15 protein-coding genes are annotated in these 12627 nt (G+C 70.3%); 6 read left to right on the top strand and 9 right to left on the bottom strand.

What is annotated here, in order from left to right:
* Positions 1-2: 2 nt before the first annotated feature.
* Positions 3-857: an alpha/beta hydrolase gene (locus tag BLV39_RS25025; protein ID WP_239083486.1), complete on the bottom strand. Its 855-nt coding sequence runs from the start codon at positions 855-857 to the stop codon at positions 3-5.
* A 298-nt stretch (positions 858-1155) separates the two neighbouring features.
* On the opposite strand from BLV39_RS25025, the gene BLV39_RS25020 reads away from it, so the two are divergent.
* A complete protein-coding gene (locus tag BLV39_RS25020; RefSeq protein WP_143049875.1) occupies positions 1156-1512 on the top strand; it encodes an HPF/RaiA family ribosome-associated protein in 357 nt (118 codons plus the stop codon).
* Between the two features lies 1 nt (position 1513).
* Here BLV39_RS25020 and BLV39_RS25015 read toward each other — a convergent pair whose 3' ends face one another.
* Positions 1514-2500 (bottom strand): diacylglycerol/lipid kinase family protein, encoded by a 987-nt coding sequence (locus tag BLV39_RS25015; RefSeq protein WP_090798201.1) that lies wholly within the window; start codon positions 2498-2500, stop codon positions 1514-1516.
* A gap of 63 nt (positions 2501-2563) precedes the next feature.
* Positions 2564-3112 carry a TetR/AcrR family transcriptional regulator gene (locus BLV39_RS25010; protein ID WP_090798199.1) on the bottom strand — a complete coding sequence of 183 codons (549 nt, stop codon included), beginning with the start codon at positions 3110-3112 and terminating at the stop codon, positions 2564-2566.
* Between the two features lie 73 nt (positions 3113-3185).
* Here BLV39_RS25010 and BLV39_RS25005 point away from each other — a divergent pair, with 73 nt between their 5' ends.
* Positions 3186-4157, top strand: coding sequence for an alpha/beta hydrolase (locus BLV39_RS25005; RefSeq protein ID WP_090798197.1), 972 nt, complete (start codon positions 3186-3188; stop codon positions 4155-4157).
* Here BLV39_RS25005 and BLV39_RS25000 read toward each other — a convergent pair.
* Positions 4138-4530, bottom strand: coding sequence for an SRPBCC family protein (locus tag BLV39_RS25000; RefSeq protein ID WP_090798195.1), 393 nt, complete (start codon positions 4528-4530; stop codon positions 4138-4140). The genes BLV39_RS25005 and BLV39_RS25000 overlap by 20 nt on opposite strands.
* A 53-nt stretch (positions 4531-4583) precedes the next feature.
* Between BLV39_RS25000 and BLV39_RS24995 the strand changes: the two genes are divergently transcribed.
* Both BLV39_RS24995 and BLV39_RS24990 read left to right on the top strand, forming a co-directional pair.
* Complete coding sequence (locus BLV39_RS24995) at positions 4584-5198, top strand: CPBP family glutamic-type intramembrane protease (protein WP_090798192.1); 615 nt, start codon at positions 4584-4586, stop codon at positions 5196-5198.
* Positions 5199-5216: 18 nt separating this feature from the next.
* Positions 5217-5822 (top strand): HIT family protein, encoded by a 606-nt coding sequence (locus BLV39_RS24990; RefSeq protein ID WP_090798190.1) that lies wholly within the window; start codon positions 5217-5219, stop codon positions 5820-5822.
* Here the strand turns inward: BLV39_RS24990 and BLV39_RS24985 are convergent.
* The gene (locus tag BLV39_RS24985; protein ID WP_090798188.1) at positions 5819-6097 is read right to left on the bottom strand and encodes a DUF2277 domain-containing protein; all 279 of its coding nucleotides are present in this window, start codon (positions 6095-6097) and stop codon (positions 5819-5821) included. The two genes, BLV39_RS24990 and BLV39_RS24985, sit on opposite strands and share 4 nt — an antisense overlap.
* 187 nt (positions 6098-6284) lie before the next feature.
* Between BLV39_RS24985 and BLV39_RS24980 the strand changes: the two genes are divergently transcribed.
* Positions 6285-7382 (top strand): RICIN domain-containing protein, encoded by a 1098-nt coding sequence (locus tag BLV39_RS24980; protein ID WP_090798187.1) that lies wholly within the window; start codon positions 6285-6287, stop codon positions 7380-7382.
* A 117-nt stretch (positions 7383-7499) separates the two neighbouring features.
* Positions 7500-8657: a S8 family serine peptidase gene (locus BLV39_RS24975; RefSeq protein WP_090798186.1), complete on the top strand. Its 1158-nt coding sequence runs from the start codon at positions 7500-7502 to the stop codon at positions 8655-8657.
* Positions 8658-8663: 6 nt separating this feature from the next.
* Here the strand turns inward: BLV39_RS24975 and BLV39_RS24970 are convergent, their stop codons facing one another.
* The 4 genes from BLV39_RS24970 to BLV39_RS24955 form a co-directional block, all read right to left on the bottom strand.
* Positions 8664-9452, bottom strand: a complete 789-nt coding sequence (locus BLV39_RS24970) for a nucleotidyltransferase domain-containing protein (RefSeq protein ID WP_090798182.1) — start codon at positions 9450-9452, stop codon at positions 8664-8666.
* Between the two features lie 21 nt (positions 9453-9473).
* On the bottom strand, positions 9474-11066 hold the full coding sequence (locus tag BLV39_RS24965; protein ID WP_143049874.1) for an esterase/lipase family protein: 1593 nt from the start codon (positions 11064-11066) through the stop codon (positions 9474-9476).
* Positions 11067-11114: 48 nt separating this feature from the next.
* Positions 11115-11696, bottom strand: a complete 582-nt coding sequence (locus BLV39_RS24960) for a dihydrofolate reductase family protein (RefSeq protein ID WP_090798178.1) — start codon at positions 11694-11696, stop codon at positions 11115-11117.
* 66 nt (positions 11697-11762) lie between these two features.
* Positions 11763-12593 carry a helix-turn-helix domain-containing protein gene (locus BLV39_RS24955; RefSeq protein ID WP_239083487.1) on the bottom strand — a complete coding sequence of 277 codons (831 nt, stop codon included), beginning with the start codon at positions 12591-12593 and terminating at the stop codon, positions 11763-11765.
* Between the last annotated feature and the right edge of the window lie 34 nt (positions 12594-12627).

Genomic DNA, 12627 nt, shown 5'->3' with positions numbered 1-12627 from the left:
CCCTACGCGAACCGCTTGAGGAACGCGACCGAGGTGTCGGCCACTTCGCGCCAACCGGAGTCGATGGTCAGCGAATGCCCCCGGTGCGCGATCTCGGCGAACTGCGTCACGCCCGTGTTGCGGAGTTGCTTGTTGAAGATGGCGTCGTTGATCGCGCGCGGGGACGTGTGGTCGTTCTCGCCCGAGATGATCAGCAGCGGACCCCGGTCCGGGTTCTCAGTGTCCACTTTGGCCTCGGTCCACGGGTTGAGGTTGGCGGCCGCGGCCTGGAAGACGGGCGCGCCGGGCGCCGGGACGGCGAAGACCTCGTAGAGCTCCTTCGCCTCGACCTCGTCGACGGCGTTGGCGAACGCGAAGCGGAACTGCTCGTAGGTGAGCGGGACGGCGCGATGGCGGTTGGCCGGGTTGGCCAGCACCGCGGCCGCGGACCGCAACGCCGAGATGGGCAGCGGCAGCACGCCACGGAACGGCGCGGAGTCGATCGATATCGTCGCGGCCGACAGCCCCCGCCCGGCCAGGATCTGGGCGATGAGGCCGCCGAACGAGTGCCCGATCACGGCCGGCTTCCTGGTCAGCTTGCCGATCAGGGCGGCGTAGTGGTCCGCCACCTGCCCGACGGTCTTGTTGGCGAAGACCTCCGGATGGGCGTTGGCCTCTTCGGTGGTGTCCGGGTCGTCCGGCCAGCCGGGGCACAGCGGCGCGTAGCCGGCCGACTCGAAGACCGGTCCCCAGCGGTCCCAACTGCTGGGCAGCAGCCAGAGGCCGTGGATGAACACGACCGGGGTCTTGCCGGTCTCGTTCGCCCGGTCGACCTGCTCGGCGTCGGTCAGGTGCATCGGGTGCGCGCTGGCGTCCAAGGTCGTTCTCCTCTGTTGCTGCCGTCGGGGGTCCCCGGGCGCCAGGCAGCCAGAGTCCACTGTGGTCGCACGCGGACTACCCGACGCGTAGCTGCGCCGGGAAACGACTCCGAGCTCTGGGCTCGCCCTGGAAAGAACTCTCGACCTCTGCGGGCGCGTCCACCGAAAAGCGGACTGTCACGCCACCGGGGGGTTCGGGCGACATCCGAAGCGTACGCCTGTTCGGTGAAAGCCGCGTCACCGAAGTAAGGGCGTACGGTCGAAGGGTTGGTTACACCGCGTAATGAGGAGATGCCGCATGCAGATTCAGGTCCAGACGGACCGGAACGTGGACGTCAGCGACGGAATGGTCCAGCGCATCGAGAGCGACGTCGAGTCCGGGCTGTCGCGTTTCGGCGATCACGTCACCCGCGTGGAGGTCCACGTCGGCAGCGAGACCTCCGGACGGCCCAGCGTCGACGACAAGCGGTGCGTGATCGAGGCCCGGCTGGCCGGCCGGCAACCGGTCGCCGTCACGCACCACGCGGGGTCCGTGGGCGAGGCCTGCGGCGGTGCCGTGCAGAAGCTCGAGAGCCTGATCGAGAGCAAATACGGCCGATCGGACAACCGCAAGGGCGGAGAGTCGCTCAGCCACCTGGAAGTGCGGGAGAGCTGAGTCAGTGGGCCGGCTTCGCTTCGACGAGTCGTGCTCCGCGCCGGGCCGCCGCCTCCGCGTCCTCGGCCAGGTCGGGGTGTTCGGCCGGCTGCGGCACGCACAGCCACACCGCCTCGGGGCGCACCTCGACGACGAGGGCATCACCGGGCTCGATGAGGTCGCCGTCGAGCTGCCGGGGCTGCGGCCGGTCGCTGCGGACCTCCACCCTGGCCCCTTGCAACACCTGCATCGACGGTACGCGGGTGCGGTGCCGCACGACCGCGAGGCCCAGCGCCGCCCAGTGGCGCAATGTGCGCGGGGTGAGCACGGCGACGTCGAGCAGTCCGTCGTCGGGGGTCGCGTCGGCCATGAGCTTGACGCCGCCCTGTAGCCGGCCGACGTTCGCGATCAGGACCGACCGGGCGCGACGCCGCATCGGCGGGCCGTCGTCGACCCGGATCGTCAGGCGCATCGGGCGGTCCCGCAGGTGCCGCAGGGCGCCCAGCACGTACGCCGGCCAGCCGATGCGCGCCTTCACGGTGTCGGACGTGTCCTCGAGCATGCGCGCGTCGAAGCCCATCCCGGCCATGACGGCGAAGTGCCGGTCGTCGACGACTCCCACGTCGATCCGGCGCTCACCGCCGTCCAGCGCGACCTGGATGCCGGCGGCCAGGTCGGTCGAGATGCCCAGGTTGGCGGCCAGGAGGTTGCCGGTGCCCGCCGGCAGGATGGCCATCGCCGTCTCGGTGCCGACCAGCGCGCCCAGCGCCGACATGACGGTGCCGTCGCCACCGCAGACGAACACCACGCCCGCACCCGCCTCGACGGCGGCGCGGGTCTGCCCGTAGCCGGGATCGTCAGCGGTCGTCTCCAGCCACCGCGGGGCGGGCCAACCGGCGGAGGCCAACGCGCCGTCGACGGTCTCGCGGAGCTGGTCGAGGTCGGAGACCTTCGCCGGGTTGAAGACGACCGCAGACTCGCGGTTTCGTTCCTGTCGTACGGCTGGCATCGGCGCTCCTTGGGTCGCACGACGAGATACCCGCGCGGCCACCCGCCAAACAAAGGGCACCCCCTAGGGCAGGACGCGTACGACCATCTCGACCAGGGCGTCGACATCGGCGTCGACCATCGGCTCGCCGGTCATGCCCATCCGGTGCAGCAGGGTGCCGATGACGACGTCGATGAGGAAGAGGACCCGGGTCTCGGGCTCGCCCAGCGCCTCCTGGAGTGCGAGCCGGTAGGGGTCCTGCAACTGGGTCGACAGGATCTCGCGCAGGGCCGGGTCGTTGATGGCGTCGGTGAACACGCCGGCGAAGGCCGCGCCGATCCCCGGTTCGCTGATCTTCGCCGCGCCCCAGCGGATGGCTGACGACATGAGCTCCGCCCGGCTCCCGCTTTCCAGTGGCAGCGGCCCGAACGCGTCCACGAGGCAGGCCGTGATCAGGGCGCCCTTGGACGGCCAGCGCCGATAGATCGTGGTCTTCGCGACCCCGGCCGCGGCGGCGATGCGGTCGACCGTGGCGTGCGTGTAGCCGAGCTCGTCGACCGTGCGCAGCGTCGCCGCGAAGACAGTCGCGTCGACGCTGGAGCGGGGGCGGCCGGGCGGCCGGGTTGGAGCCATGGGCACAGCCTAGCAATTGTGCTACCGTCGGTATCGATACCTCAAGTAGCGAAACTGCGATCGAGGAGGACCCATGCGCGACACCCGCCAACCGCTGGGCATCCGGCTGCTGCACGCCGTGCGAAAGGAACCGGACTGGTTGACCATGCCGACCGAGGCGCTCGACGCGTTCCGTGACGCCGAGAACCGCAGGCGGGCGTCACCGCTGATGCGGGTGGTCACCGGGTTCCCGAACCGCGGCACCACGATCGACTGGCAGACGGTGTCGCTGCCCGACCGGGAGCTCCGCGTCCGGGTCTACCGGCCGTCGCCCGCCCACGCCGGCGCCACCGCCCTCCCGCTCGTGCTCCACGTGCACGGTGGCGGGTTCGTGGGCACCGCCGTGCAGAGCGACTGGATCAACAGCCACCTCGCCGGTCGGGTGCCCGCGGTGGTCGTGTCGGTCGAGCACCGACTCGTCGCCGCCGGCACCCCGATGTCCGCCGCGGTCGACGACGGCTGGGACGTGCTCAGCCACGTGCTGCGACACGGCGAGCGGTGGGGCATCGACCCGGAGCGGGTCGCGGTCTTCGGCGAGAGCGCCGGCTCGATGGTCACCGCCCTGGCCGCCATCCGGGCCAAGGGGTCCCTGCGGGCCCAGGTGCTCGTCAACCCGTGCGTGGACCTGACCTCGACGGCGTACGACTATCCCTCGATGACCGAGCACGCCAGCACCCCGACGCTGACCGTCAAGCAGATGGAGCTGTTCCGTCGCCTGGCCGTTCCGGAAGGGACGGACCCGCGGGCGGTGTCGCCGCTGTACGCCGACGACCTGAGCGGGCTCCCGCCGACGCTGGTCGTCGTGCCGGCGCTGGACCCGGTGGCCGATCACGGACGCGCCTACGCCGCACGGCTGGGCGCGGCCGGGACACCGGTGCGACTCGCCGAACACCCCGGAGCGGGTCACGCGTTCCTCAGCATGCCGGGCATGGTGCCGCAGGCCAGGGCGGCCCGCGCCGAGATCACCGAGTTCCTCCGGACCCACCTCATTCCAAGAGCGACTTGAGGGTACGCAGGTCGGTCAGCACCGCCGCGGCGTCGGCCTCGAACGCCTCGGGACCGGTGCCCTCGCGCCGGAAGACCGTGAACACGACCTCGCTGCCCGCGCCGTTGGCGAACACCCTCATCGGGTTGTAGAAGGTCTGCCCGGACGGGAACGTCACGTCGTGGTCGAGCACCCCGAACGGGTTCGGCGGCGCGAACATGATCACGATCGGACCGTCCGGCGTGTCACCCACCCAGCGCTCGCCGACCCGCGCGACCGCCCCGGTGAGCCCGGCCGCCCAGCGCGGCAGGTTCTCGGGATTCGCGGCGAACGCGTACACCTCGGCCGGTGGTCGAGCGATGGCGACACTCAGGTGTAACGACTCGTAGATCACCCAGACAGTCCTACCACGCCTTCCGTTGGGAGACGGCCGGTAGCTTGCGGCGCGTGCGGGTCGCGCGTGGTGTCGAGTTCGTCGTCCTGTTCTTCGGCGCCGTCGGCGGGTACGCGTTGCTGGGCAGCCCCGGCAGCCCGATCCCGGTGCTGCTGGTCGCCGGCGGGCTCGCGTTCTGGCACCTGCGGCGCCGCCCCGGCGTCGTCCTGTGGGGTGCCGCGGGCCTGCGTCCGGCGCTCCGGCCGATCCTGCTGACCTGGGCGGCCGCGGCGGTGGTCGGCATCGCGGTGGTGGCGGCGTTCCGGCCCGCGCACCTGTTCGACCTACCGCGCGAGACGCCCTGGTTGTGGCTGGCGGTGGCGGTGTTCTACCCGCTGTTCTCGGTGTACCCGCAGGAGGTGCTGTTCCGGGCATTCCTGCTGGACCGCTACGCGCCGGTGTTCGGCACCGGGTGGGCGGCGGCCGCGGCCAGCGCGGTGGCGTTCGGTTTCGCGCACGTCATCTTCGGCAGCATCTGGTCGGTGCTGCTCACGTTGGCCGGCGGCGCTCTGTTCGCCCGCCGTTACCAGCGCACCCGGTCACTGCTGGCCGTGTGCGTCGAGCACAGCCTCTACGGCGTGCTGGCCTTCACGATCGGCCTCGGAGACCTGTTCTACCACGCCGCCTGATCAACTAGCCTGTCGATCATGGCCCTGTCACCCGATGAGTTCTACGAGCACGCCGTCGCTGCCGCGGACAGCGAGCGCCGGCTGCCGCTGGCGCGGATGACGGGCTGGGACATCAGTCCGTTCGAACCCGACGGGCTGCGGGTCCCGCCGCTGCGTCCGCCGGTGCTGCCCGAGCCGCCGCGAGACGGCGAGGACCCGTCGGACTGCGTCTCGTGCCGTGGCCGGGACAAGGGGATCTGGTTCGACGACCGCTGGCGGCTGACCCAGATCGCGGGGGCCGGCGTGCCGCTGGTCCTCATGTTGCACCCGCGCGACCACTACGACCTGGTGGACCTGCCCGACGACCTGGCCGCCGAGCTCGGGGTGTTGAGCACGCACATCGCCCGCCACGTGCAGGCGCTGCCGCACATCTCCCGGGCCCACGTCTACCGCTTCGGCGACGGTGGCGCGCATCTGCACATCTGGTTCTTCGCACGGCCGGAGGGACAGGCCCAGTTGTTCGGCTCGTGGCTGGTCGTCTGGGACGACCTCCTCCCCGTCTACCCGGCTGACCTCGCCGAGGCGGACGCCGTGACCGTGGTCGACGCGCTGACGGCGTCGTACGGCGGGCGCCGCACGCCCTAAGCGGTCCGCGGGCCGTAGCGCTCCGCCGCACGGGCCCGGGCCTTGGCCGCCTCGGTCTCCCGGTCGCGCGGCGGCGCCTTGATCACCAGGGTCTCCAGCAGGGCACGGGTGGCCTCGGTGACCGCCCGGACAGCCTCGTCGAACGCCTCCTGGTTGGCCGCCGACGGGCGGGTGGCCCCGCTGACCTTGCGCACGTACTGCAGCGCCGCGGCTTCGATCTCGTCCTCGTTCGCCGGCGGTTCGAAGTTGCTCAGCACCCGGATGTTTCTGCACATCCGACCAGCATGGCAGGACCCGGCGCCGAGCCGCCACCGCCGGCACGACCGCTCGGCGCACCGGGGCCGGCATTCAGCCCGCCCGACCGCCCGCACGGCTCCCCCGTACGACATGGCATCGCCGATCCTCGATGCAAGGCCCGTCCCGCCCGTCCCAGGGACGGCACCGACGAGAGGAAACGCGCCCATGCGCAGGAGACTGGCCGGAATCGGCCTCGCGCTCGCACTCGTGGCCGGCGTCATCGCCGCGACCGCCAACCCCGCCCAGGCCGAGTCCAACGGCGGCGTACGCGTCATGCCGCTCGGCGACTCGATCACCGACGGCTACAACGTGCCCGGTGGCTACCGGATCAACCTGTGGCAGCGGCTGGTCGCCGCCGGGCGCACCGTCGACTTCGTCGGCTCCGGGTTCAACGGGCCGGCGAGCCTGGGCGACCACGACCACGAGGGCCACTCGGGCTGGCGGATCGACCAGCTCGACGCCAACATCGTCAACTGGCTGCGCACGTACACGCCGCGCACCGTGCTCTTGCACATCGGCACCAACGACATGAACCAGAACTACGACATCGCCAACGCGCCCGCGCGGCTGTCCGCCCTGATCGACAGGATCCGGGCCAACGCGCCGGACGTCGAGCTGTTCGTCGCCCAGATCACGCCCGAGACCGACGCGACGCTGGAGGCGCGGGTACGCGCGTACAACGCCGCGATCCCCGGCATCGTCGCCGGCAAGGGCAGCAAGACCCACCTGGTCGACCTGCACTCGCCGCTGACCACCGCCGACCTCGCCGACGGCGTGCACCCCAACCAGGCGGGCTACGACAAGATGGCCGCGACCTGGTACTCCGCCCTGATCGCCGTACCCGGCAGCCTGCAAGCCTCTGGGCCTCCGGTCGGTGTCGCGGTCTCGCTGGTCAACCCGCAGTCGACGCGGTGCATGGACGTCTCGGGCGCGAGCACCGTTGCCGGCGCCCAGATCCACATCTGGGACTGCCACAACGGCGCGAACCAGAAGTGGACCCGGACCGCGGCGGGCGAGCTTCGCGTGTACGGCAACCGTTGCCTGGACGTCAACGCGAGCGGCACGGCCAACGGCACGAAGATCCAGATCTGGGACTGCAACGGTACGGGCGCCCAGAAGTTCACCTTCCAGTCCAACGGCTCGATCGTGGTGCCGGCCTCCGGCAAGTGCCTGGACGTGACCGGGAGCGGCATCGCCAACGGCACGAAGGTGCAGCTCTACACCTGCAACGGGACCGGCGCCCAGCGCTGGTCGGCCGCCTAGTCGGTCGTCGCGGCCGGCGCACACGCAGTGCGCCGGCCGCGCCACAGGGGCTGCGCCGGCCACGCGCGCGAGATACGGTTCCGGGCGCTCGTGTCCACGTAGACCATTGGGGAAGTCATGGGTTTCCGACAGGTCGTCCGCTCGACCTGCTCCGTGCTCGTGCTGGTCGCCGCGACCGGCCTCGGCCCGCTGCTGGCACCCGCGCCGGCCCGCGCCTCCGACACCGTCCGGAGCCTCCAATGGCATCTCGACGCGCTCAAGATCCCGCAGGCGCACCGGCTGTCGAAAGGCAAGGGTGTCGTGGTCGCGGTGATCGACAGCGGCGTGCAGGCCTCCCATCCCGATCTCAAGGGCCAGGTGCTGCCCGGCAAGGGCTTCGGCCCCGGCTCCGTTGACGATGGACGGACCGATCCGGATCGCACGGCCGGGCACGGCACCGCGATGGCCGGCCTCATCGCCGCGCGGGGTGGCGACGAGCGGCACGCTCTCGGGATCGCCCCCGAGGCGAAGATCCTGCCGGTAAGTCTCGGGCCGTCCGGGCTGCGCGAGGCGCCGGCGGGCATCCGGTGGGCCGTCGACAACGGAGCCGACGTCATCAACGTGTCGCTCGGCACGGAACGCGACGATCCCGAGGTCGTCGAAGCGGTCGAATACGCGCTCAGCAAGGACGTCGTGGTCGTCGCCGCGACCGGCAACACCGGCAGCACCTATCTTGAGATCCCGATGCCCGCCAGCATCCCCGGCGTCATCGCCGTCGGCGGCGCGACCCGGTCCGGTGCCCTCTGGGACGGCACGATCGTCGGTCAGGCGATGGCCGTCTCCGCACCCGGCGAGGCCATCGTCGCGCCGACCCGGCCCGGCGTCGCAGAGGGCGACTACGCCGTGTACGAAGGCACCAGCGCCTCCGCGGCGATCGTCTCGGGCGTCGTCGCCCTGGTCCGGGCCCGCTATCCGAGCCTCGACGCCGCGAACGTGGTCAACCGCGTGGTCAGCACGGCCCGCGACCGGGGCGCGAAGGGCCGGGACCCGGAGTACGGCTTCGGCTCGGTCGACGTGCTCGCCGCGCTGACCCGCGAGGTGCCTGCCGTCGAGGCGAACCCGTTGGGCGCTCCCCCGGCACCCTCGGCCAGCGCGGCGCCGGCGGACGCGGGCAGCGAACAGCGGGAGGGCTCCGGTGGCTCCTGGGTCCTGATCGCGATCGTCCTGGCGTTGGTGCTGGCGGCGGCGCTCGTCGTGGTGCTGGTGCTGGTCAACCGGCGCGCGCGCCGAAGTTAGCCCCGGTCAGCGGAACTCGGGCGGCAGTATCCCGGTGAGCCAGCCGAGCTCGTTGTCCCGAATGAAGATCGAGTCACTCGCCACGCGATCCACCGGCCAGCGATGGAAGGCCTCCAACGCCCGCACGTACGCGTCGGCGCTTTCTCGGCTGGGCCGGGTGATGAGCCGCCGAGCGAGGTCGCCGTATCCGTCGGGTATGCGGTCGAGGGTAGCGAGCGTGGCGTCGAGGTCCTTCGGCCCGCGATAGAGCCTGCGATTCAGCGCGAGCAGGGCTCGCCCACCGGCGCCTACGGTGTGTACGGCGGCGTGGTGCAGCAGGAAGGTGTTGTCCAACGCGATCGCTTCCCGCAGGAAGTCGGTGCCGTGCAACCGGACCTGCGAGATGAAGGATGCCGCTCGGCTTTCCCAGACCGTCGAGGGAAGCACGGGGATCGCGGCGACCTGCGCGGCGAGGTCGTAACCGTCCCGGACCCAGGCCACCCGGGCACCTTCGAACGACGCGCGCACCGGATCGTCCCCGCGCTCGGCGGCGGCATTCAGAAACGCGACGGTGGCGAGCTTGACGTCGACATAGCCGCCCGGATATGTCGAGTCGGAGTGCTCGACGAAGATCACCCGATTGGCGGCAACGGCCGAGTCGAAGACGTCATCGGGTACGACCAGATACACGTCGACGTCCGAGTCGGGTCGTTCCGTGCCACGAGCTACCGATCCCACGACGATGACCGCGATCGCTTTCGGGTCAGCCTGCACCCGTCCTACGTACGCACCCAGGGTCTCGTCATGGTGCTCCATGGGACGTTGACCCTACCGGCGTCAGCCGGCCGCCGAGCGGGGCGTGACGGTGATCGACAGCCGGGCGTTCTCCCCCAGCAGCTCGCGGACCTCCGGGGGCATCTGGATCTCTCCTCGCCAGACACCCGCGGTCGTGTTCGCGTCCTCGAGGAGATCGGACGGTTGCGGCTCCCACGACCGGATCGCCTTTGTCACCGTCCTGTTCCAGGTGGCCCAGCACCGCAGCGGCGCGGACGAGGTGCCCGCCGGGTCCGGTGCGATGTCGACCAACAGGAGGTCCTGCCAGTCCTCGGCCTGCTCCATGTGGTCGAGGAAGTCGAACACGCCGTCGCGCACCCGCAGCGAGATGAGTCGCAGCTTCAGGAAATGCCGCGCGGCCCGCGGCTGGCCGTCCCGCCGCGGTGCCAGCTTCGACGACAGGAAGGTGGTCACCAGGGGGAAGGGCGCATCCGTCGAGTCCTGGGCCGAGGTTCGTTCGAGCTGAACCGGACAGTACTGGGCCGCGGTCTGCGTGTGCATGAGGACGGGCAGGCCCCGGATGGACAGCTGGGTCTCCAGTTGCCACACCACGTCGTCGTCCGGGTCGTCCGGCAGTGACAGGCCGACGAGGTCGACCCGGACCATGAGGTCGCCGAAGAGGAAGCGCCGCAGGTTCTGGTAGCCCTCCTCCGAGTTGACGATGCCGAACGTTCCACTGTGGCTGCGGTGGACCATCGCGCGGTTGGCACCCTCGACGTAGGCGTTGTCGACCTGGACGAGTCCGTCGCTTCGCGCTCCCACCAGCTTCGAGGAGAGTCCCAGCGCCACCTGATAGTCCGCCGGGTTGGTGCCGACCAGGCAGAAGACCTCGTCGACGGGAAACCCGTCCGGCGGCATGACCTGCGCGTCGAAATCGTCCTCGCTCGGCGCCCCGGGCAGGGCCGGGGTCAGGTACTCGTACATCCGGCCCGGACCGAAGATGTCGGCGCCGCTGATCCCGGTCAGGTCTCGAAGCTTTTCGATCAGCCCGAAACCGACGTCGAATTCGATGCCGCCGTGTGGCGTGCCGTACGTGAACAATCGTGCGATGTAGTCGGTAGCCTTCCCGGACAACAGCGGAATGTGTCGCTGGATGACCGATCGGCAGATCAACCCACCCATCGAATGGGCCACGAGGAACACCTTCGGCGCTCCGGTCTTGCGGCGCACGAGCTCGATGAGGTCGAAAAGGTCCGCCGCCGCGTTCTCGATGCTGAACTCGGTCGGTCGTTTGGAGAACGTCGAGGCCGACACGTCGTAGAAACGGTGGATCCACAGCGTGTTCGCGTCGACCTCACCGTCACCGCTGTGCTGGAGAAAGGCGCGCTGGTCACCGTGCACGAGCAGCCGGTAGTTCTCGTCGATCATCAGCCGGAGCATGGGGCTTTCGAACTGGTAGAACTGTGGATCCCCGAATCCGTCGACACGAACGTGAACGGATCCTTCGTTGAATCCGTAGAACGGATCCTCGACGGCTTTGTCGATGCCCGATCCGGCGAACCCGCGCACGTAGATCAGTGGCAACCGGCCATCGTTGTCGTATCCCACGCAGGCTCCCGCAACTATGGCGACGGCAATTCCTATTGTCGTCGCCATGTTAACGAAGCGGATAGCCTTTTTAGGCGAGCCGGCGCCAAGGATCGGTCAGCGGCGCACCTGATAGCGCAGGTGAAGCACCCGGTTGCCCTGAATCATCACGTCCGGATCCTCCAACAGGTGCTGCGCGTCGACCGACCCGAAGTAGCGCTTGCCGGACCCGAGCACGACGGGCACGACGTCCATGCGCACCTCGTCGACCAGACCTGCGGCCAGCGCCTGGCCACCGACGTCGCCGGCGGCGACCTCGACCAAGCGGTCACCCGCGAGCTCCTGCGCCTTGGCCACGGCCGCCTCGACGCCGTCGACGAAGTGAAACGGCGCCGCATGGTCCCAGCCCTCGGGCGCCGGCCGGTGCGTCACGACGACCACGTGGTCGACCCCGCTCGGCGGCTTCCCGTCCCAGCCGTCCGTCATATCGAAGACGTGGCGGCCGGCGATCGTCACCCCGATCTGGTCCCAGTACGGCCGGGTGTAGTCGTAGGAGGTCTGCGACACCTTCAACACGCCGCTCTCGTCCAACGGGACGTCACCGCTGGTCAACCAGTCGAACAGCGGTCCGGGTTGGTCCTTCTCGTCCGCGATGAAGCCGTCCACCGACACCGAGCTGTACATGACCACCTTGCCCACGGGGCGCTCCTCTGCGTTGGGGTGCCCTCAAATTAGCGTGGCGTGAGCTGTCGCTCTTGTAAGAATTCAATCGGCCGGCAGCGGCCAGCCGTCCAGCACGTGGCCGGGATGTTCGCGCAGGAACCGCCGCCGGACTTCGACGTACCGGGTCGGCGTGAGCCCGGTGAACGCCTGGAACTCGTGGCCGAAGTGGGCCTGGTCGAAGTAGCCCGCGCCACCGGCGAGGTCGCCCCAGTCGGTCGGTCCGGCGGGGTCGATCGCGAGCACGGTGGAGGCGAAGCGGTAGGTGCGGGCCAGCCGCTTCGGCGTGACACCGATGAGCTCCTTGAACCGCTGTGCCAGATGAGTGCTGCTGACACCGGCTGCCACTCTCAGGTCGCCGATCGCCACCGCCCCGCCGGTCGCCGCGATGACGCTGCTCGTATGGCGGACCAGCCCCAGGCCGGCGGTCTCGCACAGCCGTCGCTTCAGCTCCTCCTCGAGCACCGTCAGCATCTCGTGCGGTCCGTCCGCCGTGGCCAACCGGTCTCGCAACTCAGCAGTGGCGGGCCGGCCCCACACCTGCTCCAACGTCACCGGCCGGTCGCACAGCTCGGCCGCGGGCATCGGCAGGAACGGCCCCAGCCCCCACGGCTTGAGGTGCACGCCGACGGACCGGGTTCGGGGTGGGTAGCCGAACTCGAACGCGCGGGTGGGCGGGGTGATCACGCAGCCGTCGGCGTACTCGGCCGCCTTGATGTCGCTGCCGGCGCGGATGCGGAACGGGGCCCCGAGGTTGACGATGAGCAGCGCCGCCGGACTCGCCGGCAGGGTCAGCCGGGCGTACGGCGGCGCGCCCTCCAGGTAGTAGAGGTCGTCGATCAACCCGTCCAGCGGCGGTCGCGGCACTCTGGACACGTACTCCACACCCACAGCATCGCCGACGCCCCGC

Source organism: Asanoa ishikariensis (assembly GCF_900107455.1).
Lineage (GTDB): Bacteria > Actinomycetota > Actinomycetes > Mycobacteriales > Micromonosporaceae > Asanoa > Asanoa ishikariensis.
Note: the sequence above shows the minus strand (reverse complement) of the source record. Positions and strands in the feature narration are given on the sequence as shown.